Annotated in this window: 18 protein-coding genes and 5 tRNA genes; 10 read left to right on the forward strand and 13 right to left on the reverse strand. The window is 69.1% G+C overall.

Annotated features, from left to right (window positions below; translation table 11 throughout):
- Positions 1 to 91 precede the first annotated feature (91 nt).
- The 3 genes from OG568_RS17330 to leuC form a co-directional block, all read right to left on the reverse strand.
- Positions 92 to 322 (reverse strand): hypothetical protein, encoded by a 231-nt coding sequence (locus tag OG568_RS17330; protein WP_054235400.1) that lies wholly within the window; start codon positions 320 to 322, stop codon positions 92 to 94.
- Positions 323 to 599: 277 nt separating this feature from the next.
- Positions 600 to 1,193, reverse strand: a complete 594-nt coding sequence (gene leuD / locus OG568_RS17335) for a 3-isopropylmalate dehydratase small subunit (protein WP_329532242.1) — start codon at positions 1,191 to 1,193, stop codon at positions 600 to 602.
- Positions 1,194 to 1,199: 6 nt separating this feature from the next.
- Positions 1,200 to 2,633: a 3-isopropylmalate dehydratase large subunit gene (gene leuC, locus OG568_RS17340; RefSeq protein ID WP_329532243.1), complete on the reverse strand. Its 1,434-nt coding sequence runs from the start codon at positions 2,631 to 2,633 to the stop codon at positions 1,200 to 1,202.
- 189 nt (positions 2,634 to 2,822) lie between these two features.
- Here leuC and ndgR point away from each other — a divergent pair, with 189 nt between their 5' ends.
- Positions 2,823 to 3,539, forward strand: a complete 717-nt coding sequence (gene ndgR, locus OG568_RS17345; RefSeq protein ID WP_075031172.1) for an IclR family transcriptional regulator NdgR — start codon at positions 2,823 to 2,825, stop codon at positions 3,537 to 3,539.
- Positions 3,540 to 3,678: 139 nt separating this feature from the next.
- Here the strand turns inward: ndgR and OG568_RS17350 are convergent, their stop codons facing one another.
- Positions 3,679 to 4,212 (reverse strand): DUF4188 domain-containing protein, encoded by a 534-nt coding sequence (locus OG568_RS17350; protein ID WP_329532244.1) that lies wholly within the window; start codon positions 4,210 to 4,212, stop codon positions 3,679 to 3,681.
- Between the two features lie 79 nt (positions 4,213 to 4,291).
- Between OG568_RS17350 and OG568_RS17355 the strand changes: the two genes are divergently transcribed.
- Complete coding sequence (locus OG568_RS17355) at positions 4,292 to 4,936, forward strand: MerR family transcriptional regulator (protein ID WP_329532245.1); 645 nt, start codon at positions 4,292 to 4,294, stop codon at positions 4,934 to 4,936.
- A gap of 130 nt (positions 4,937 to 5,066) precedes the next feature.
- Here the strand turns inward: OG568_RS17355 and OG568_RS17360 are convergent.
- The 9 genes from OG568_RS17360 to OG568_RS17400 all read right to left on the reverse strand — a co-directional run bounded on the left by OG568_RS17360 (position 5,067) and on the right by OG568_RS17400 (position 9,282).
- A tRNA-Glu gene (locus OG568_RS17360) sits at positions 5,067 to 5,139 on the reverse strand.
- 20 nt (positions 5,140 to 5,159) lie between these two features.
- A tRNA-Gln gene (locus tag OG568_RS17365) sits at positions 5,160 to 5,231 on the reverse strand.
- A gap of 21 nt (positions 5,232 to 5,252) precedes the next feature.
- Positions 5,253 to 5,325: transfer RNA gene (locus OG568_RS17370), tRNA-Glu, on the reverse strand.
- A gap of 62 nt (positions 5,326 to 5,387) precedes the next feature.
- Positions 5,388 to 5,460, reverse strand: a tRNA-Glu gene (locus OG568_RS17375).
- A gap of 42 nt (positions 5,461 to 5,502) precedes the next feature.
- Positions 5,503 to 5,574, reverse strand: a tRNA-Gln gene (locus OG568_RS17380).
- 91 nt (positions 5,575 to 5,665) lie between these two features.
- On the reverse strand, positions 5,666 to 6,409 hold the full coding sequence (locus tag OG568_RS17385) for an HAD family hydrolase (RefSeq protein ID WP_329532246.1): 744 nt from the start codon (positions 6,407 to 6,409) through the stop codon (positions 5,666 to 5,668).
- Between the two features lie 185 nt (positions 6,410 to 6,594).
- On the reverse strand, positions 6,595 to 8,064 hold the full coding sequence (gltX, locus tag OG568_RS17390; RefSeq protein ID WP_329532247.1) for a glutamate--tRNA ligase: 1,470 nt from the start codon (positions 8,062 to 8,064) through the stop codon (positions 6,595 to 6,597).
- Positions 8,057 to 8,845, reverse strand: a complete 789-nt coding sequence (locus tag OG568_RS17395) for a fumarylacetoacetate hydrolase family protein (protein WP_329532248.1) — start codon at positions 8,843 to 8,845, stop codon at positions 8,057 to 8,059. Before OG568_RS17395 ends, gltX begins: the two co-directional genes overlap by 8 nt.
- Positions 8,846 to 9,096: 251 nt before the next feature.
- The gene (locus OG568_RS17400) at positions 9,097 to 9,282 is read right to left on the reverse strand and encodes a hypothetical protein (RefSeq protein ID WP_329532249.1); all 186 of its coding nucleotides are present in this window, start codon (positions 9,280 to 9,282) and stop codon (positions 9,097 to 9,099) included.
- A gap of 598 nt (positions 9,283 to 9,880) precedes the next feature.
- Between OG568_RS17400 and OG568_RS17405 the strand changes: the two genes are divergently transcribed.
- From OG568_RS17405 to OG568_RS17440, 8 genes are all read left to right on the forward strand, one after another.
- A complete protein-coding gene (locus tag OG568_RS17405; protein ID WP_329532250.1) occupies positions 9,881 to 13,672 on the forward strand; it encodes a sensor histidine kinase in 3,792 nt (1,263 codons plus the stop codon).
- Between the two features lie 9 nt (positions 13,673 to 13,681).
- Positions 13,682 to 14,095: a roadblock/LC7 domain-containing protein gene (locus OG568_RS17410; protein WP_010984127.1), complete on the forward strand. Its 414-nt coding sequence runs from the start codon at positions 13,682 to 13,684 to the stop codon at positions 14,093 to 14,095.
- A 111-nt stretch (positions 14,096 to 14,206) separates the two neighbouring features.
- Positions 14,207 to 14,605 (forward strand): DUF742 domain-containing protein, encoded by a 399-nt coding sequence (locus OG568_RS17415; protein ID WP_266430999.1) that lies wholly within the window; start codon positions 14,207 to 14,209, stop codon positions 14,603 to 14,605.
- A complete protein-coding gene (locus tag OG568_RS17420) occupies positions 14,586 to 15,161 on the forward strand; it encodes a GTP-binding protein (RefSeq protein WP_054235412.1) in 576 nt (191 codons plus the stop codon). The genes OG568_RS17415 and OG568_RS17420 overlap by 20 nt, the downstream gene beginning before the upstream one ends.
- Positions 15,162 to 15,511: 350 nt before the next feature.
- The gene (locus OG568_RS17425) at positions 15,512 to 18,724 is read left to right on the forward strand and encodes a sensor histidine kinase (RefSeq protein ID WP_329532251.1); all 3,213 of its coding nucleotides are present in this window, start codon (positions 15,512 to 15,514) and stop codon (positions 18,722 to 18,724) included.
- A gap of 10 nt (positions 18,725 to 18,734) precedes the next feature.
- On the forward strand, positions 18,735 to 19,148 hold the full coding sequence (locus tag OG568_RS17430; RefSeq protein ID WP_266431900.1) for a roadblock/LC7 domain-containing protein: 414 nt from the start codon (positions 18,735 to 18,737) through the stop codon (positions 19,146 to 19,148).
- Between the two features lie 94 nt (positions 19,149 to 19,242).
- Entirely contained in the window at positions 19,243 to 19,833 is a 591-nt protein-coding gene (locus OG568_RS17435) for a DUF742 domain-containing protein (protein ID WP_266431004.1), read from the forward strand.
- On the forward strand, positions 19,814 to 20,395 hold the full coding sequence (locus OG568_RS17440) for a GTP-binding protein (RefSeq protein WP_266431006.1): 582 nt from the start codon (positions 19,814 to 19,816) through the stop codon (positions 20,393 to 20,395). Before OG568_RS17435 ends, OG568_RS17440 begins: the two co-directional genes overlap by 20 nt.
- The last annotated feature ends 1 nt before the right edge of the window (position 20,396 follow it).

The following is a 20,396-nucleotide window of genomic DNA, read 5'->3' on the forward strand; positions in this document are numbered from 1 at the left end:
TCGCACGTTAGGCAGATATATACCGCAAATCAAACACGAAACGGGCTAATCACCCTTGTGCCGCAACGAACTCGGACTGTCGCGGAGTTCCTCAGCGATCCCCTTCGAGGAATCGACCCTCGTCGAGGTCGGTGGTGAACCGCTCCAGCCGCCTTGTCGCGTCGGCGAGATCGTGCTTGGCCACGGCCGTAATGACCAGCAGCTTCCGGGTCAGCGCCATCCGTACGCCCTCCGGGACTTGCAGTGCGCGCACTCTTGTGTGCGCTTCCTTCAGTTGGGCCGCGACTGCCGCATAGAGCTCGAGTTGGCCGTCGTGTTCCATGCACAGATTGTGCCATCTGGGGCGAGTTGTCGCCTGCCCAGGGGGTAACTGCCGTCCCTGGAGAGGGTCCTGAGCGCCCCGGAGAGCCGCGGCTCCAAGAAGCGCGTACCCAGGCAATCTCCTTTGTAACTAGGGGAGTTGAAGCCCCTCGAAGGGGTGCGCGGGGGGCCTCCGGGGGCAGACACAGCTGTACCCCCAACCGTCCACGATTGGGGGTACAGAGGGGTGTTGCGGTGGCTGAAATCAGCCGTGCCTCAGTCGCGAGGCGTCCCGGGCGTCAGACCTGCAGCGTCTTCGGCTTGTACGACGGCCGCTTGGCCTCGTACTCCGCGATGTCGCCCTCGTTCTGGAGGGTGATGGAGATGTCGTCCAGGCCGTTCAGCAGCCGCCAGCGGGCGTTCTCGTCGAGCTCGAAGGCGGCGGTGATGCCCTCGGCGCGCACCTCGCGGGCCTCCAGGTCGACCGTGATCTCGGCCTCGGGGTCCTTCTCCGTCAGCTCCTGCAGCGCGTCCACGGTCTTCTGCTCCAGAACCACCGTGAGCAGGCCGTTCTTGAGCGAGTTGCCGCGGAAGATGTCCGCGAACCGGGACGAGATGACGGCCTTGAAGCCGTAGTTCTGCAGCGCCCAGACGGCGTGCTCGCGGGAGGAGCCGGTGCCGAAGTCGGGGCCCGCGACCAGGACAGTGGCGCCCGCGCGCTCGGGCTGGTTGAGGATGAAGGACGAGTCCTTGCGCCAGGCCTCGAACAGCCCGTCCTCGAAACCGTCCCTGGTCACCTTCTTGAGCCAGTGGGCGGGGATGATCTGGTCGGTGTCGACGTTGCCGCGGCGCAGCGGAACGGCCCGGCCGGTGTGCGTGGTGAATGCTTCCATGACTTCTCAGACTCCAGCGGGCGTGCGGGCGGCAGACGAGTCGGCGAGATCGGCCGGGGAGGCCAGGTGACCGAGTACGGCGGTGGCGGCGGCGACCTGCGGCGACACCAGGTGCGTACGGCCGCCCTTGCCCTGCCTGCCCTCGAAGTTGCGGTTCGAGGTGGACGCGGAGCGCTCACCGGGGGCCAGCTGGTCGGGGTTCATGCCCAGACACATCGAGCAGCCCGCGTGCCGCCATTCGGCGCCGGCCTCCTTGAAGACCACGTCCAGACCCTCGGAGACGGCCTGCAGACCGACCCGCGCGGAGCCGGGGACCACCAGCATCCGTACGCCGTCGGCGACTTTGCGGCCCCCGACGATCGCGGCGGCGGCGCGCAGGTCCTCGATGCGACCGTTGGTGCAGGAACCTACGAAGACGGTGTCGACCTTGATGTCGCGCAGCGACTGTCCGGCGGTCAACCCCATGTACTCCAGGGCCTTTTCGGCGGCCAGGCGCTCCGATGCGTCTTCGTACGAAGCGGGGTCGGGGACGGACGCCGAAAGCGGCGCTCCCTGGCCCGGGTTGGTGCCCCAGGTGACGAACGGCGCCAGCGACGGGCCGTCGATGACCACCTCGGCGTCGAAGACCGCGTCCTCGTCCGTCTTCAGGGTCTTCCAGTACGCGACCGCGGCGTCCCACTCCTCGCCCTCGGGGGCGTGCGCACGGCCCTTGAGGTACTCGAAGGTGGTCTCGTCGGGGGCGATCATGCCCGCGCGGGCGCCGGCCTCGATCGACATGTTGCAGATGGTCATCCGGGCTTCCATCGAGAGCTGCTCGATGGCGGAGCCGCGGTACTCCAGGATGTAGCCCTGGCCGCCGCCCGTACCGATCTTGGCGATGATCGCCAGGATCAGGTCCTTGGCGGTGACGCCCTCGGGCAGCTCGCCGTCGACCGTGATGGCCATGGTCTTGGGGCGGGCCAGCGGCAGCGTCTGGGTGGCCAGCACATGCTCGACCTGCGAGGTGCCGATGCCGAACGCCAGCGCGCCGAAGGCGCCGTGCGTGGAGGTGTGGGAGTCGCCACAGACCACGGTGGTACCGGGCTGGGTCAGACCCAGCTGCGGTCCCACCACGTGGACGACGCCCTGCTCGACGTCACCCAGCGAGTGCAGCCGTACACCGAACTCGGCGCAGTTCTTGCGCAGCGTCTCCAGCTGGGCCCGGGAGACCGGGTCCGCGATGGGCTTGTCGATGTCGAGGGTCGGGGTGTTGTGATCCTCGGTGGCGATGGTGAGGTCGAGACGGCGCACGGGACGCCCCGCCTGGCGGAGGCCGTCGAAGGCCTGCGGGCTGGTCACCTCGTGCAGCAGGTGCAGATCGATGAAGAGGAGGTCGGGCTCGCCCTCGGCGCGCCGGACGACATGGTCGTCCCAGACCTTCTCCGCGAGTGTCCTACCCATCGCTTTCCCTCCGGCCGGCCTGTGTGGCGCCGGCCCAACTAGAGATTTCCGGGGCGGCGGCGTCCGTACCCCTCGTCCGGACGCCCTCCACCGGGCCCGTTGGTCCGCGGGCCGCTGTGTCTACAAGGGTGGCGCGTTCCACCGAAAATTGAACTTGCGTTTCACAGAGTGAGACGCGAGTATCGTTGCATGGACAACAGTAGCGGCGTCGGCGTTCTGGACAAGGCAGCCCTTGTCCTGAGCGCTCTGGAGTCCGGTCCGGCCACCCTCGCGGGACTGGTCGCGGCGACCGGACTGGCACGACCCACGGCACATCGCCTCGCCGTGGCACTTGAACACCACCGCATGGTGGCGCGCGACATGCAGGGCCGTTTCATTCTCGGCCCCCGCCTCGCCGAGCTGGCCGCGGCCGCGGGCGAGGACCGTCTCCTCGCGACGGCCGGCCCGGTGCTCACGCACCTGCGCGACGTCACGGGCGAGAGCGCCCAGCTCTACCGCCGCCAGGGCGACATGCGCATCTGCGTCGCCGCGGCCGAGCGCCTGTCCGGCCTTCGGGACACGGTCCCGGTCGGCTCGACGCTCACGATGAAGGCCGGTTCCTCGGCGCAGATCCTGATGGCCTGGGAAGAGCCGGAGCGCCTGCACCGCGGCCTCCAGGGTGCCCGCTTCACCGCCACGGCGCTCTCGGGCGTACGGCGCCGGGGCTGGGCCCAGTCGATCGGCGAGCGCGAGCCGGGCGTCGCGTCGGTCTCCGCGCCCGTACGCGGTCCCTCGAACCGTGTGGTGGCCGCCGTCTCGGTCTCCGGCCCGATCGAGCGCCTGACCCGGCACCCGGGCCGTATGCACGCCCAGGCGGTCATCGACTCCGCCGCCCGCCTCTCCGAGGCCCTCCGCCGCACGGGCTGAGCCACCCCTCCAGTACGACACCGGGGGACGAACCGGCCTCAACGCCGCGGCAGGCTCATCCCCCGGACACCTCCCCTCCCCGCCCTGCCAGGGGCGCGGGGAACTGCGCGACCAGCCGCAGCCGGCCCGCACCATCCGATCAACCCGTCGCTCCCCCGGCCTCCGCGCCCTCCTTGGGCGACCGATGAGCGAACCGGTCCGCCGCCCGCCGCCCCCGCTTCTCCACGGGCAACGCCCCGTACGCGGCCGCGAGCCCGAAGGGCGGCATGTCCGCGTAGATCGACTCGTACGACCCCTCCGGCACGACATACGCCTCGTGCCAGATCCCCACGTGCTGACGCACCTTCCCCGCCCGCTCCTTGCGGTTGATGATCGCCCACACCTTGTGGTGGAACATGTCGGGCGCCGACGCGTACGCGTACAGCTTCTCCCTGGACTCCCAGTACTGGACGACGTAGTACGTCCGCGGTGACGCCGTCAGCAGCACGCGGCCGAGCAGGCCTCGACCGCCGTCCTTCTCCAGGTCCCGCACCATGCGCAGCATGGCGAAGAACACCGGTACCCACTGGTGCACCGCCCAGAAGTGGTTGACGCGCATGCCGATCAGCAGGACGACCACGTCCCCTTCGGCTGCCGCGGTGGTACGGCCTGCGGCCACGGGCTTCCCGAACATGTCTTCCCCCTGTTGGTTAGCGGCACTATCCGATGGCGTCTGTTTGGATAGTGCCGCCACCCAAGGAAGGGCGCAAGGGATGCGACTGTCGGAGTTGAGTGAGCGCAGCGGGGTGTCCATCGCGACGATCAAGTACTACTTGCGCGAGGGGCTGTTGGCGCCGGGCCGCCGCGTCAGTGCGACGACGGCCGACTACGACGAGAGCCATCTGCGCAGGCTGCGGCTGGTGCGGGCGCTGATCCAGGCGGGGCGGGTCTCCGTGGCCACGGCCAAGGAGATCCTCGGGCATGTCGACGACGAGTCCCTGGGCCGGACGATCCGGCTGGGCGCCGCCCTGTGGGCGCTGCCGCAGGAGCCCGAGCCGGACGAGCGGGACCCGGCCGTCCGCTCCGCGCGCCGCGAGGTGGACCGGCTCCTGGAGTCGCTGGGCTGGGAGACCGCCCGGGAACTGAGCGCCCTCTCCCCCGTGCACCGTTCCCTGGTGTCGGCGGTGGCCACGCTGATCCGGCTCGGCTATGCCTGGGACGCCGAACTCATGGCACCGTACGCGCAGTTGATGCACCAGGCGGCCGTCCGCGACCTGGACTTCCTGGAGAAGCACCCCTCGGAGGAGGAGAAGGTCGAGACGGCGGTCGCGGCGGCGATTCTCTTCGAACCGGTCCTCAAAGCGCTGCACCGGCTGGCCCAGGAGGAGGAGTCGGCTCGGCGCTACGGCATCGAGTGAGGCGTACGCCGTCCGGGGCGGCGGCGCCCAGGACGGCGGAGTCCGTGAACCCAAGGGGCGGGGCCGCCGGCACCGGAACCCGCAAACGCCGATGGACCCCCACCGAAGTGGAGGTCCATCGGACTTCACGTACCCCCGACCGGATTCGAACCGGCGCTACCGCCTTGAGAGGGCGGCGTGCTAGGCCGCTACACAACGGGGGCAAGGATCACAAGTGATCCAGCTGGGCTACCAGGACTCGAACCTAGAACAACGGAACCAGAAACCGTCGTGTTGCCAATTACACCATAGCCCAACGGTGGTCTAGACCACCGAGTACCCCCGACCGGATTCGAACCGGCGCTACCGCCTTGAGAGGGCGGCGTGCTAGGCCGCTACACAACGGGGGCCCTAGCGATCCTGCATGAGAGACAGCGGGTGCGACCCTGACTGCCTTCCTGGGAAGGATCTGTACCCCCGACCGGATTCGAACCGGCGCTACTGCCGTGAGAGGGCAGCGTGCTAGGCCGCTACACAACGGGGGCGTTGCGGAGCTGGTCTCCGCGTGTGCAGATAAGCTCTGCGAGCTGGCCTACCAGGACTCGAACCTAGACTAACGGAACCAGAAACCGTCGTGCTGCCAATTACACCATAGGCCACTGAAACTGAATCCCCTGCGGGGATCTTGTTTTAGCTTGCGCCTCCGGTTCCGGACCTTTCGGCCCGCTCTCCGGCGGCGCAGGAAGAACATTACCTGAAGGTGGACGGCGCTCCAAAACGGGTATCGGCGCCGACGATCGCGGGGAGTTCGGCCAGCGAGGCGATCCGGTGCGGGCCGACGAACGAACCGACGGGCGTGTCGACGGCGGCCCGGCCGCCGTCGCGATCGAGCCAGACCGACAGCAGACCGGCGTCGGCGGCTCCCCGCCCGTCGATCTCCGGATGGTCGCCGACGTACGCGACCTGTCGCGGGGCCAGTTCCAGGGCCTCGCAGGCCGCGTGGAAAGCCTGGGCGTCCGGCTTGGAGACGCCGAGCTCGGCGGCACACAGGACGGCCTCGAAGCGCTCACGCACGCCGAGGACGCGCAGCTTGCGGTCCTGGACGGTGAGGCTGGAGTTCGACAGCACCCCGTGCCGGTGGCTGGCGGCCAGGGTGTCCAGGACGGGCAGGACGTCCGGGAAGAGGGCCCAGGCTGCCTCGTAGTGCGTGAGATACCGCTGGAACCAGGCGTCGGCCTCGGTGTCCGTCAGCGTCTCGCCCAGGAAGACCCGGACGCGGTCGCGGCGCTGCCCCTCGAAGGAGGTCTCCCCCGCCGAGAAGCGTGCCCACTGCTGGTCGGTGATCTCCCGCCAGTGCGCGAGGGCCTGCTCGACGGACTCGTACCCGTCGAGCAGGCCCTCGGCCGCCAGGTGACCGTGCATACCGGTGCGGTCGGCGGTGGTGTAGTCGAAGAGGGTGTCGTCCACGTCCCAGATCACGGCCCTGATGGTCATGGCTCGACGGTAACCCGGAGAGCGGTTCCCATGTCGGCCGGTTGACGCTTGTCGCGCCGGTGACGAGGGGCACTCCCTCGAACGCCGCCCCACGGGCGGGAGTTGGGCCCGGCGCGGCGCCACGGCACACGACGAGGGGGCGGCGTCCGAAAACGGACGCCGCCCCCTCGTCGTACGACGTGCGGTTACAGCTTCGCCAGCGCCGCGTCGATGCGGGGCAGGGCCTTCTCCTTGCCCAGGATCTGCAGGGACTCGAAGAGCGGCAGGCCGATCGTGCGGCCGGTGACGGCGACGCGCACCGGCGCCTGGGCCTTGCCGAGCTTGAGACCGTGCTCCTCACCGGCGGCCAGGACGGCCTCCTTGAGGGACTCCGGGGACGACCAGTCGGCCGCGTCCAGCTTCTCGCGGGCCGTGCGGAGCAGGGCGTCGCTGCCCTCCTTCATGGCCTTCGTCCAGGACGCCTCGTCGAAGACCGGCTCCGGCAGGAACAGGAAGTCGACGTTGTCGGTGATCTCCGAGAGGACCTTCAGGCGGGACTGCGCGTACGGAGCGATCACCTGCCACTTCGCCTCGTCGAAGTCCTCCGGCGCCCAGGGGGCGAAGGGTGCCTGCAGCCAGGGGGCGCAGCGCTCGGTGAAGTCCTTCACATCGAGCAGGCGGATGTGGTCGGCGTTGATCGCCTCGCACTTCTTGAGGTCGAAGCGCGCCGGGTTCGGGTTCACGTCCGTGACGTCGAAGGCGGCGACCATCTCGTCGATGGTGAAGATGTCGCGGTCCGCCGAGAGCGACCAGCCGAGCAGGGAGAGGTAGTTCAGCAGGCCCTCGGGGAGGAAACCGCGCTCCCTGTAGAGGTTGAGCGAGGACTCCGGGTCGCGCTTGGAGAGCTTCTTGTTGCCCTCGCCCATGACGTACGGCAGGTGGCCGAAGGCGGGGGTCTCCTTGGCGATGCCCAGCTCGATCAGCGCCTTGTAGAGGGCGATCTGCCGCGGGGTGGAGGAGAGCAGGTCCTCGCCGCGCAGGACGTGGGTGATCTCCATCAGGGCGTCGTCGACCGGGTTGACCAGGGTGTAGAGCGGTGCGCCGTTCGCCCGGACGATGCCGTAGTCCGGGACGTTCTCCGGGAGGTAGGTGATCTCGCCGCGGACCAGGTCGTCGAAGGTGATCGCCTCGTCGGGCATCCGGAAGCGGACGATGGGCGTGCGGCCCTCGGCCACGTAGGCGGCCTTCTGCTCGTCGGTCAGGTCGCGGCAGTGGCCGTCGTAGCCGGAGGGCTTGCCGGCGGCGCGGGCGGCCTCGCGGCGGACGTCCAGCTCCTCGGTCGAGCAGTAGCAGTGGTACGCGTGGCCGGCGTCCTGGAGCTGCTGCGCGATGTCCTTGTAGATGTCCATGCGCTGCGACTGGCGGTACGGCGCGTGCGGGCCGCCGACCTCAGGGCCCTCGTCCCAGTCGAAGCCCAGCCAGCGCATCGAGTCGAGCAGCTGGTTGTACGACTCCTCGGAGTCGCGGGCCGCGTCGGTGTCCTCGATGCGGAAGACCAGAGTGCCTTCGTGATGCCGGGCGAACGCCCAGTTGAACAGGGCGGTGCGGACCAGGCCCACGTGGGGGTTGCCGGTCGGGGACGGACAGAAACGTACGCGGACGTTCGCGTTAGCCACGCTTGATCACCTTGTTGGTGAGAGTGCCGATGCCTTCGATGGTGACGGCGACCTCGTCGCCGACGTTCAGGGGGCCGACCCCAGCCGGGGTGCCGGTGAGGATCACGTCGCCGGGGAGCAGCGTCATGGCCTCGGTGATGTTGACGATCAGATCCTCGATGGAGTGGATCATCTCGCTGGTGCGGCCGAGCTGGCGCTGTTGGCCGTTGACCGTGCACTGGATGGTGATGCCCTCGGCGATCGCGGTGAGGTCGAGGTCCGTCTCCACCCAGGGGCCGAGCGGGCAGGAGTTGTCGAAGCCCTTGGCCCGGGCCCACTGCTTCTCGCGCTTCTGGACGTCGCGCGCGGTGACGTCATTGGCGCAGGTGTAGCCGAGGATGACGTCCTTGACGCGCTCGCGCGGGACCTCCCGGCACATCCGGCCGATGACCACGGCGAGCTCGGCCTCGTGGTGCAGCTCGCTGGAGAAGGAGGGGTACTGGATGTCGTCGCCGGGGCCGATCACCGAGGTCGACGGCTTGAAGAAGGCGAACGGGACGTCGGGCACCTCGTTGCCGAGTTCCTTCGCGTGCTCCGCGTAGTTGCGGCCGAAGGCCACGACCTTGTTGGGGAGCACCGGCGGCAGCAGCCGCACCTTGCTCAGCGGGACCTTCGTACCGGAGAGCTCGAAGTCCGCGAACGGGATGCCCTTGATGATGTCGAGGACGAGCTCGTCCGGCTTGTCGCCCTCGACCGCGCCGAAAGCGACGTTGCCGTCGATGGAGAACCTGGCGATGCGCACGGGATCCTTGCGCCCCTCACTGAGCTGGCTGGAGTCTGACGCTCCAGGCTAACGCGGGGAGGGGGGCGAGCTTCGCGTATATACGCCGGTGGGCCGCGAGCCGGGTGTGCCCGACGGCCGTCGGCCGCGTGTGGCGGGCGACCGCCGGCCGGGTGCGCCAGTCGGCTCCCGGCCGCGTCGCCTGTGGGCCGCGATCCGTGGGGCCGCCGCCGGTCGCCGGCGCGGTGAGTCGGTGGCGGTCCGCGTGCGTATTACTCGGCGGCGGCCGTGACCGGGGCTTCCATCAGGACGGTGCGGCGGGGGTTGGCGGTCTGGGAGGGGAGGTCGACCGAGTGTTCCGGCTGCTCCGGCGCCTGCAGCGCGTCGGCGTCCTCGAGGTGCGCCAGCGTCGTGCGTCGCGGGTTGGCTATGTTGCGGAACATCATCGTCGTCTTCACTGTTGTATTCGACCTCGTCATGGCGGGCGCCGAGCGGGGTCAAGGACCGCCGGGTCGGCGCAGGTTGTCGGATTTGCCATCCCTGTAAAGCGCCAGGCTAAACATGCAATTCCCTGTCGAAGCCGTGAAGACCTCATGATCGCCGTGTGAGTTTGCTCACTCGCCAGTGGGCAAACCGGTCAATTCAGGCCGCCAACTCGCCCCGGCGAAACGGACATTGGTTCAGTGAACCCAACATTCCGCTCCTGATCATCGCGACTGGGACACCCCTGGTGTGCCAGTAGCTCGTGCGCATACGCCCTTTATGTACGAGATCACTTTCTACGTCTCGTAACGCATCCCTCACAAGGTGTCACGGTGGTCACAGCCTGGTACACGGGCCTTGTTGGAGATCCTGCACTGTGCTGGAATTCCTCGGACCGCCGCGGGATCGAACCGGCGCGCAGAGGGCGCGACTCAGCGCCGAGTGGCGGCGGGAAGGGGAAGCAGCGCCGGTCACTCACGACCACACCTGGGGGCGCATCTGTGCCCCTGAACGACGCCGACACCGTCCCGCCGTTTTCGCGGAGGGGCGCCTGGTCCAGAGGTTGCGACGCTAGTGCAGGGACGTTTCAAGAGGGATGGCAGCGCTCCGGCGGAGCCGGAGGCGCACGGCGGGACCGACCGCGGTTCCTCGCCCCAGCACGCCCAGAACCCGGGACAATCAGAACTCGGCGGCGGTGAGCGCTCCGCGCGCCCCGGCGCGACGGCTCCCGACCAACCACCCACGACGCCGAAGGTCCCCACCGGCCCCGGCTCTCGAATAGCTCTGCGCAACTGGCGCATCTCCACGCGTCTGGTGTCGCTGCTCGCGCTCCCCGTGGTCGCCGCGACCACTCTGGGTGCCCTGCGCATCAACGAGTCGATGGACAACATCCAGCAGCTCGAGAACATGAAGCTGCTGACCGACATGACCCAGCAGGCGACCCAGCTCGCCGCCGCCCTCCAGAAGGAGCGCGACCAGTCGGCCGGTCCTCTCGCGCACGGCGCGAAGGCCAACGACATCACGGTCAAGGGGATCCGCGACGCGACGGACGTCGCCAAGCAGCAGTTCATCGCGGGCACCCAGGAGATCGACACCGCCAGCGCGAACGGACAGCTCACCGGCGTCCGTGACAGCCTCGTGGCCATCGCCGGCGAGCTGAACAAGCTGGGCACCATCCGCAACGGCGCCTACAGCGACCCCAAGAACTCCTCGCAGACGGTCGACGGGTACCACCGCCTCATCACCCAGCTGATCGGCCTCTCCCAGGACATGGCCGAGGCGACCAGCAACCCGGAGATGATCTCGCGCACCCGCGCCCTGTCGGCCTTCTCCTCCGCCAAGGAATACGCCTCCGTCCAGCGCGCCGTCATCGCCGCCGCGCTGCCGGACAACAACACCACCTTCGGCAAGCTCTCCGACAACGACCGGCTGTACGCGAACTCCGCGCAGGACAGCGAGGCCTCCGAGCGCACCAGCTTCGCGAGCATCTACGGCTCCGGGGCGGAAGACCTCACCAAGCCGATCGACCAGGGCAACCCGACCATCCAGGCCGCCGACGCGTACTCCAACCGCGTACTCGGCTCGTCGGGCGGTCTGAGCACCCAGGACAAGCGCTCGTACAGGGACTGGATCGACGACGACACTGCCAAGATCGAGCAGATGTCGAAGATCGAGCTGACGCTGCTCAACGAGATGGAGCAGAAGGCCCGTGAGCTGAAGAACGCCTCCCAGCAGGAGGCAATCATCTCCGGTGCGCTGATCCTGCTGGTCCTCGGCGTCTCGCTGGTCGGCGCCTTCGTCGTGGCCCGCTCCATGATCCGCTCGCTGCGCCGACTGCAGGACACCGCGACCAAGGTCGCCCAGGACCGCCTGCCCGAGCTGGTCAAGCAGCTCTCCGAGTCCGACCCGCAGGACGTCGACACCTCCGTCGAGTCCGTCGGTGTGCACTCCCGGGACGAGATCGGCCAGGTGGCCGCGGCCTTCGACGACGTGCACCGCGAGGCCGTACGACTGGCCGCCGAGCAGGCCCTCCTGCGAGGCAACGTCAACGCGATGTTCACCAACCTCTCGCGCCGCTCCCAAGGCCTCATCCAGCGTCAGCTCTCGCTCATCTCCGAACTGGAGTCCCGCGAGGCCGACCCGGACCAGCTGTCCTCCCTCTTCAAGCTCGACCACCTCGCGACCCGCATGCGCCGTAACGGTGAGAACCTCCTCGTTCTCGCCGGTGAAGAGCCCGGCCGCCGCTGGACCCGCCCGGTCCCGCTGGTCGACGTGCTCCGCGCCGCCGCCTCCGAGGTGGAGCAGTACGAGCGCATCGAGCTGGCCTCGGTCCCGACGACGCAGGTCGCCGGCCGAGTCGTCAACGACCTCGTGCACCTGCTCGCCGAGCTCCTCGAGAACGCCACCTCGTTCTCCTCCCCGCAGACCAAGGTCAAGGTCACCGGTCACGCGCTGCCCGACGGCCGCGTACTGATCGAGATCCACGACACCGGTATCGGCCTCTCCCCCGAGGACCTGGCCGCGATCAACGAGCGGCTCGCCTCGCCGCCCACCGTGGACGTCTCCGTCTCCCGCCGCATGGGTCTGTTCGTGGTCGGTCGTCTGTCGCAGCGCCACGGCATCCGTATCCAGCTGCGTCCGTCCGACTCCGGTGGCACCACCGCGCTCGTCATGCTCCCCGTCGATGTCGCCCAGGGCGGCAAGAAGGCTCCGGGCAAGCCGGGTCCGGGCGGTTCCGGTGGTCCGGCCGCCGCACAGGCCTCGGCCGGTGTCGCGGCGGCCCGCCGCGGCGGGCAGGGCGGCGCTCCGTCCCTCGGGGCGGGTGCCCCCGCCGGTGGCGGCGGTCTCCTCGGTGCCCCGCCGCAGCGCGGACAGGTCGGCGCCGGTCAGGGTCCGCGGGCCGCGCTCCCCGGCAACAACCAGGGCGGTCGCCCTGGCGGCGCCCCGGGTGGCGCGCGTGGACCGCAGGGTCCCGGCAACCAGCAGCAGGGCAGCCCGGCCGGTGCGGGTGCCTTCGGTCAGAGCCCGCAGGGCCTGGGAGCCGCGGGAACCAACGCCCCCCAGGGCTTCGGTGACGGCCCCGGAACCCGCCAGGGCTTCGACTTCGGTGACAACAGCGGCCCCGCCGCCGCTCCCCCGCAGCAGCCCGCGGGCAACAAGGGCGGTGGCCGCCGCAGGCCGCAGCTGCCGGGACGTGGTGGTCCGCGTGCCGAACTGCCCGGTGGCAGCCCGCAGCAGTCCCGGCCGAGCTGGAGCGACGACAACGCGCAGCCGCCGGTGCCGCGCGCGTCCCTCGACGCCCCGCGCGGTCACGAGGAACCCGACTCCACTTCGCGCATGCCCCGGATCGACGACCGGCAGGACCCGACCGCGACCTCGGAGATGCCGCGGATCGACGACCGCCAGGGTCCCGCAGCCACCTCGGGGTTCCCCCGTCCCGACTTCGACGCCCCGCGCCCCGGCATGAACGCGCCGCAGAACAACGGGCAGAACAACGGTCAGTTCGTCCGCCCCGACGTGTACGGCTCCTCGGGCACGGCTCCGGCCGCCCCGAGCCCGTCCACCACGGGCCAGTACGCGACCCCGGGCTACGGTGCCTCCCAGGGCCCCTCGTCCACGGGCCAGTTCGCGGCGCCGGGCTACGGTGCCTCTCAGGACCCGTCGTCCACCGGCCAGTTCGCCCGGCCCGGTTACGCCAACGGCCAGGACCCGTCATCGACCGGCCAGTTCGCGGCGCCGGGCTACGGTGCCTCCCAGGACCCGTCGTCCACCGGTCAGTTCGAGCGCCCGGCGCCCCCGCAGCAGCGGCCCACGCGTCCGCAGCAGCCCGAGGCACTGCCGCCGGCGACAGGCCCCGGTGACGGACGTACGCCGCTGTACGACACGCTGGAGACCAACTGGTTCCACGGTCAGGCGAACGGCGCCCAGAACGGCTCCGCCAACGGAGTTCACAACGGCTCCCAGAACGGCGCTCAGAACGGCGGCGTTCACACCAACGGCTCGCAGCCCTCGCAGCAGCCCCACCAGACCCCCACAGCACCACCGCAACGGCCGGCCGCCGCACCGGCCCCCGCCAACTGGCGCACCTCGCCGAACGACGACCTCGTCCGGCAGGCAGAACGCGTCCGTCAACCGTCGGCGGGCGGGGTCACCACCTCAGGCCTGCCGCGCCGCGTCCCGCGAGCCAACCTCGTCGCGGGCACGGCACAGCAACAACAGCACCAAACTGGTCCGCAGGTCTCCCGTGCGCCTGATGACGTACGCGGTCGGCTGACCAATCTCCGTAGGGGCATTCAGCAGGGTCGACAGGCCGGTACCGGCCAGACCGGCAGCTTCCCCAGCCCCACTCACCAGCAGGAGCGTTAGTTGAGCCCGATGAGCCAGGCGGCACAGAACCTCAACTGGTTGATCACCAACTTCGTGGACAACACCCCCGGGGTGTCCCACACCGTCGTCGTGTCCGCCGACGGGCTCCTTCTGGCAATGTCCGAAGGATTCCCACGCGACCGCGCCGACCAACTCGCGGCTGTCGCCTCCGGGCTGACCTCGCTGACCGCCGGGGCTTCCCGGATCTTCGAGGGCGGCACGGTGGCCCAGACGGTCGTCGAGATGGAACGCGGCTTCCTTTTCCTGATGTCCGTCTCCGACGGCTCGTCCCTGGCGGTCCTCTCCCACCCGGAGTGCGACATCGGCCTTGTCGGCTACGAGATGGCACTGCTCGTCGATCGGGCGGGGGCCGTACTCACACCGGACCTGCGCGCCGAACTCCAGGGAAGTCTGCTCCACTAAAGGGCCCTGGTTCTAGAGACTGCACGAAATCACCGTCCGGCCGCCACAATCCCCCCACCGGCCCCAACAGACGGCACGACTGACCGACCTGCTGTCCCGCCCGGAGGATTCATGACCCCGCCCACCGCCTCTCATGATCCGTACGCACAGCCGTACGGGGACGAGGGCGACCAGCCGCTGGTACGTCCGTACGCGATGACCGGCGGCCGGACCCGGCCGCGGTACCAACTCGCCATCGAGGCGCTGATCAGCACTACGGCCGACCCCACGCAGCTGATGGGGCTGCTCCCGGAGCACCAGCGGATCTGCCACCTGTGCCGTGAGGTCAAGTCGGTGGCCGAGGTGTCGGCCCTCCTGTCCATGCCGCTCGGTGTGGCCAGGATCCTCGTCGCGGACCTCGCGGAGGCCGGACTCGTCGCCATTCACCAGCCTGGCGGCGATGAGAACAACGGCGGCGCGCCGGACGTGACTTTGCTCGAAAGGGTGCTCAGTGGACTTCGCAAGCTCTGACGGAGGTAGGACGACCACCTCCGCGAAGATCGTGGTGGCGGGTGGCTTCGGCGTGGGCAAGACCACGTTCGTCGGCGCCGTCTCGGAGATCAACCCGCTGCGCACCGAGGCCGTCATGACGTCCGCGTCCGCCGGCATCGACGACCTCACACACACCGGAGACAAGACGACGACCACCGTCGCCATGGACTTCGGCCGCATCACCCTGGACCAGGACCTGATCCTGTACCTCTTCGGTACGCCGGGTCAGGACCGCTTCTGGTTCATGTGGGACGACCTGGTCCGCGGCGCCATCGGCGCCGTCGTACTGGTCGACACGCGCCGCCTGGCCGACTGCTTCCCCGCGGTCGACTACTTCGAGAACAGCGGCCTGCCGTTCGTCATCGCCCTCAACGGCTTCGACGGACATCAGCCCTACAACCCCGAAGAGGTGCGCGAGGCGCTCCAGATCGGACCGGACGCCCCGATCATCACGACGGACGCCCGGCACCGTGCAGATGCGAAGAGCGCGCTGATCACGCTCGTCGAACACGCACTCATGGCGCGTCTGCGGTAACACTCAAGTCGACAGCTTCGTAAGACAGTTGTCGTAGGGACATTGGAGCCGGCTGTGTCGTTTGACACGGTCGGCCACAGTGTTCATAACGTTTCGACATGGAATTCCGCGAGCACCGACACGCATCGCTGTCGTTCAGTGTCGCTGCGCTCACAAAAGCCCCGTCTTTTGACGGGGCTCGCTCTTTATGACCGTTTTATCTGGGGGATACGTCACCCGGAACGATCGGTTCCGAGTGTTTGGAAGGGCGCTGCCTGACGTGCTGGAATGCGCTGAACTGCCCAGTAGTCAAGGGCGCTGGAGACACCGCGGCACAACGTAGGTGCCGACGCCGAGAGGTTGTTGGTCGAGTGAGGCGAAGCAAGAACGGTCCCGAGCCGTCGGCACGGGGCAACTTCACCCCGCCGCCGCGCGGAGCGGCGCCCGCGCAGGTGCCCGTCCCGGAGCCCACGCCGGCGCCCGCGCCGAGCGGCGGTCGTCTGTCCCCCCGTAACTGGCGCGTACCCACCAGGCTGAACGCGATTCTGCTCATACCTGTGATCGTCGGCCTCATCATGGGCGGCTTCCAGGTGAAGAACTCGATCGACACCTGGCAGGAGGCGCGCGACGCCGAGAAGGTCGCGAAGATCGTGGCGGCCGCCAGCGACTACGCCGAAGCTCTGCTCAACGAGCGCGACGTGTCCGCCGAGCCACTGCTCAAGAACGACCGGAACAACGCCACGGTCAAAAAGGTCCGCGCGACCACCGACCAGATGGCCGACGCCTTCCACAAGGAAGTCGTCGGCATGCCGGCCAAGCAGGGTCTTGAGCGCCGGCTGAGCCTGGTGGTGAAGGCCGAGCCCCAGCTGGACCAGATCCGCAAGGCGGCCTTCACCAAGTCCAAGGACCCGGTGCAGACCGAAGAGGGCTACGTCACCGTCGAGCACCTGCTGATGGAGTTCTCGAACGAACTCGGCCTCGGCACGGGCAACATCACGAGCTACGGCCGTTCGGTGTACGCCATCGCGCTGGCCAAGGGCGCCGAGTCGTTGCAGCGCTCGATCGGCACCCACCTGCTGGTCAAGCCCAGCACCGACACGAAGAACCACGCTCTGCAGCTCACCTCCTTCACCTCGTACGCGTACCTGGAGGGCATCGCCCTTCAGGAGTACGTCTCAGGTGGTACCGAGGCGGACGCCGCCCGGCTCAAGGCGGTCATGGAGCAGAAGACCGCCGAGGGCAAGAGCCAGCTGGCCGCGGCCAAGAGCGAGACCGAGGCCGCGGGCGGGACCTTCGTGGCGCCGCCCACCATGGACGCGATGATCCAGGCGATCGCCAGCGGTGCCACGCCCACCCAGCTCGCCGCGCAGGGCATCACCTCCAAGACGTGGATGGCTGCCGCCACCCTCAAGTTCCAGGGCTACAGCCAGGTCGAGAACGAGCTGATCGACCGGGCCGTGAACGACGCCGGAAGCATCGCCTCCGACGCCCAGCGCCGGGCCTACATCAACGGCGCCATCGTCGTGATCTCCCTGCTCGCCGCCTTCATCCTGGCCGGACTCATGGCCCGCCAGATGAGCCGCGCGATGCGCCAGCTGCGCAACGCGGCCTTCGGGGTCGCCGAGCAGCGTCTGCCGATGCTGGTCGACCAGCTCTCGCGCACCGATCCGGGCCGCGTCGACACCCGTGTCACGCCCATCCCGATCACCACCACGGACGAGATCGGCGAGGTCGCCCGCGCCTTCGACCAGGTCCACCGCGAGGCCGTACGGCTCGCCGCCGAGCAGGCCCTCCTGCGAGGCAACATCAACGCGATCTTCACCAACCTCTCGCGACGCAACCAGTCCCTGATCGAGGGCCAGCTGACCCTGATCACCGACCTGGAGAACAACGAGGCCGACCCGGACCAGCTGGAGAACCTCTTCCGCCTGGACCACCTCGCGACCCGTATGCGCCGCAACGGCGAGAACCTCCTCGTCCTCGCGGGCGAGGAGCCCGGCCGCCGCTGGGACCAGCCCGTGCCCCTCGTGGACGTGCTGCGCGCCGCCTCCTCCGAGGTGGAGCAGTACGAGCGCATCGAGCTCTCCGGCGTCCCGGAGGCCGAGATCCACGGCCGCGCCGTGACCGACCTCGTGCACCTGCTCGCCGAGCTCCTGGAGAACGCCACCACGTTCTCCTCCCCGCAGACCAAGGTCCGCGTCACCGCGACCCGGCTGCCCGACGGCCGCATCATGGTCGAGATCCACGACAAGGGCATCGGCCTCACCGCCGAGGACTTCGCGGACATCAACCACAAGCTGGCCAACCCGCCGACCGTGGACGCCGCGATCTCGCAGCGCATGGGCCTGTTCGTGGTCGGCCGGCTGTCCGACCGGCACGGCATCCGCGTCCAGCTGCGCCCCTCCGGCGAGCAGGCCGGTACGACCTCGCTCGTCATGCTCCCCGACGCGATCACCCACGGTGGTGGCGGCGGCGAACAGCACCTCCAGCGCGACGAGTTCACCGTCTCGCAGATCATCCCGGAGCAGCAGGGCTTCCAGCCGGAGCAGGCCTTCCAGGCCCAGCAGCCGATACGCACCGCCGCCGAACTCGGCTTCGACGACAGCCGCTACACGGAGGTCCCCGACGACATCCGTGAGCTCGACCCCGTCGGCCGCTCCCTGATGCGTGATGAGCGCCGTGCGGCCCTGGAGGCCCAGGCACAGGGCCAGCCGGAGGCCATCGAGGCGCCGAGGTACCAGGACGACTTCGAGGCCCCACAGCCCGCGTACGACGACGCTCAGCCCTCGTTCGGCAACGCGCAGCCCGGGTACGACAACGGCCAGGGTGTCTACGAGGAGCAGCAGGCCTCGTACGACCAGCAGACGGCGTACGAGGAACCGCGGCAGGGGACGTACGACGAGACGTACTTCCCGTCGAACGGCGGCTACCCGGAACCCGCGTACGCGGAGCCGGTCCAGGAGGAGCACACGGGAGCCCGGAGTTCCGCTTCGGACACCTTCTCGGCCTTCGACGCGCCGTCCCAGGACGACTGGCCGCAGCAGGACTCGTACCGGAACGGCTACCCGTCCGAGGCGGAATCTTCGCAGGCCGCTGACGTGAGTGAGCAGGACCGCGTAGGCTTCAGCCGTCCGGGACCGACCCCCTCCGCCGCCCATGAGCTGACCGACGCCGGGTTGCCGCGCCGCGGATCCACCGCGAGCGGCACCAACGGCCAGCGGCCCGTGGACCATGGCACCCGGGGGATCCAGGCACCGCCCGCGGCCACCGCGAGCAATGGCGACGGCGACGGCGACTGGCGTACGTCCAACGACGACCGCTGGCAGCGCGCCGAGCAGCTCAAGAAGCCCAAGGCGGGCGGGGTCACCTCGTCCGGTCTTCCCCGGCGGGTGCCCAAGGCCAATCTGGTCGAGGGAACCGCGGAAACGACCCCACAGGGCGGCCCCCAGGTCTCCCGAGCTCCCGAGGACATCCGGGGCAGGCTGAGCAACCTGCGCCGCGGCGTCCAGCAGGGACGCAATGCAGGTAGTGACACGAACGGCCAGGGCTTCGGTCCTGACAGCACCTACAACCAGGAGCGTTAGTGTGAGCCCGATGAGCCAGGCGGCGCAGAACCTCAACTGGGTGATCACCAGCTTCGTGGACAGCACCCCCGGGGTGTCGCACACGGTGGTGGTCTCCGCCGACGGACTCCTTCTGGCGATGTCCGAAGGCTTTCCCCGTGACCGCGCCGACCAGCTCGCGGCCGTCGCGTCCGGGCTGACCTCGCTGACCGCGGGCGCCTCCCGCATCTTCGAGGGCGGCAGCGTGAACCAGACAGTTGTGGAGATGGAGCGAGGATTCCTCTTCATCATGTCCATTTCCGATGGTTCGTCGCTCGCGGTCCTTGCACATCCCGAAGCGGACATCGGTCTCATCGGGTACGAGATGGCCCTTCTGGTGGACCGTGCGGGTACGGTTCTGACCCCGGATCTTCGAGCGGAGCTCCAAGGGAGCCTTCTCAACTAACAGGCAGACCGTGCGGATTGGCGTCCCGGGGCCGTAAGGTTTCGGGACGCGGACCCACAGTGATGGGCGCCCGGTACAGTCGGAGGAGGAGAAAGTGGCAACACCCCCAGGCGGTTCGTCTTCGGGCAACTGGTCGTACGGCCCCGGCCAGGGGCAGGGCCAGGGTGACGGTTCACAGAACCCGAACCGATACAACTTCCCCTCCGCGCCAAGCCACCGGCGTCAGCAGCCGTACACACCGCAGGGCCCCGGTCCCTCGCCGTACGACCAGCCGCCGGCGCCGCGCATCCAGCCTGTGCAGCCGCAGCGACGCACCCCCGAGGCGGCGCCCGCGGGGTCGTCGAACAACCCTCTGGTGCGTCCGTACGCGATGACGGGCGGCCGCACCAGGCCCCGCTACCAGCTCGCCATCGAGGCCCTGGTGCACACCACCGCACAACCGCACCAGATGCAGGGCCAGTTGCCCGAACATCAGCGGATCTGCAACCTCTGCCGGGAGATCAAGTCGGTGGCCGAAATCTCGGCGCTGCTGACGATCCCTCTCGGTGTGGCCAGGATTCTCGTCGCCGACTTGGCGGAGGCGGGCCTGGTCGCCATCCATCAGCCCGGCGGCGACGAGAGCGCCGGTGGCCAGCCAAACGTGACTTTGCTCGAAAGGGTGCTCAGTGGACTTCGCAAGCTCTAGCGGAGGGCCTTCCCGCTCCACCACGTCCGCGAAGATCGTGGTGGCGGGCGGCTTCGGCGTGGGCAAGACCACGTTCGTCGGCGCCGTCTCGGAGATCAACCCGCTGCGCACCGAGGCCGTCATGACGTCCGCTTCCGCGGGCATCGACGACCTCACACACACCGGAGACAAGACGACGACCACCGTCGCCATGGACTTCGGCCGCATCACCCTGGACCAGGACCTGATCCTGTACCTGTTCGGCACCCCCGGCCAGGACCGCTTCTGGTTCATGTGGGACGACTTGGTGCGCGGCGCCATCGGCGCGGTCGTACTGGTCGACACGCGCCGCCTGGCCGACTGCTTCCCCGCGGTCGACTACTTCGAGAACAGCGGCCTGCCGTTCGTCATCGCCCTCAACGGCTTCGACGGCAGCCAGCCGTACAACCCGGACGAGGTCCGGGAAGCCCTTCAGATCGGCCCTGACGCGCCGATCATCACGACGGACGCCCGGCACCGCGCCGACGCCAAGTCGACCCTCATCACGCTCGTCGAGCACGCCCTGATGGCGCGTCTGCGGTAGC

The organism is Streptomyces sp. NBC_01450, assembly GCF_036227505.1.
In the GTDB taxonomy this organism is placed as follows: domain Bacteria; phylum Actinomycetota; class Actinomycetes; order Streptomycetales; family Streptomycetaceae; genus Streptomyces.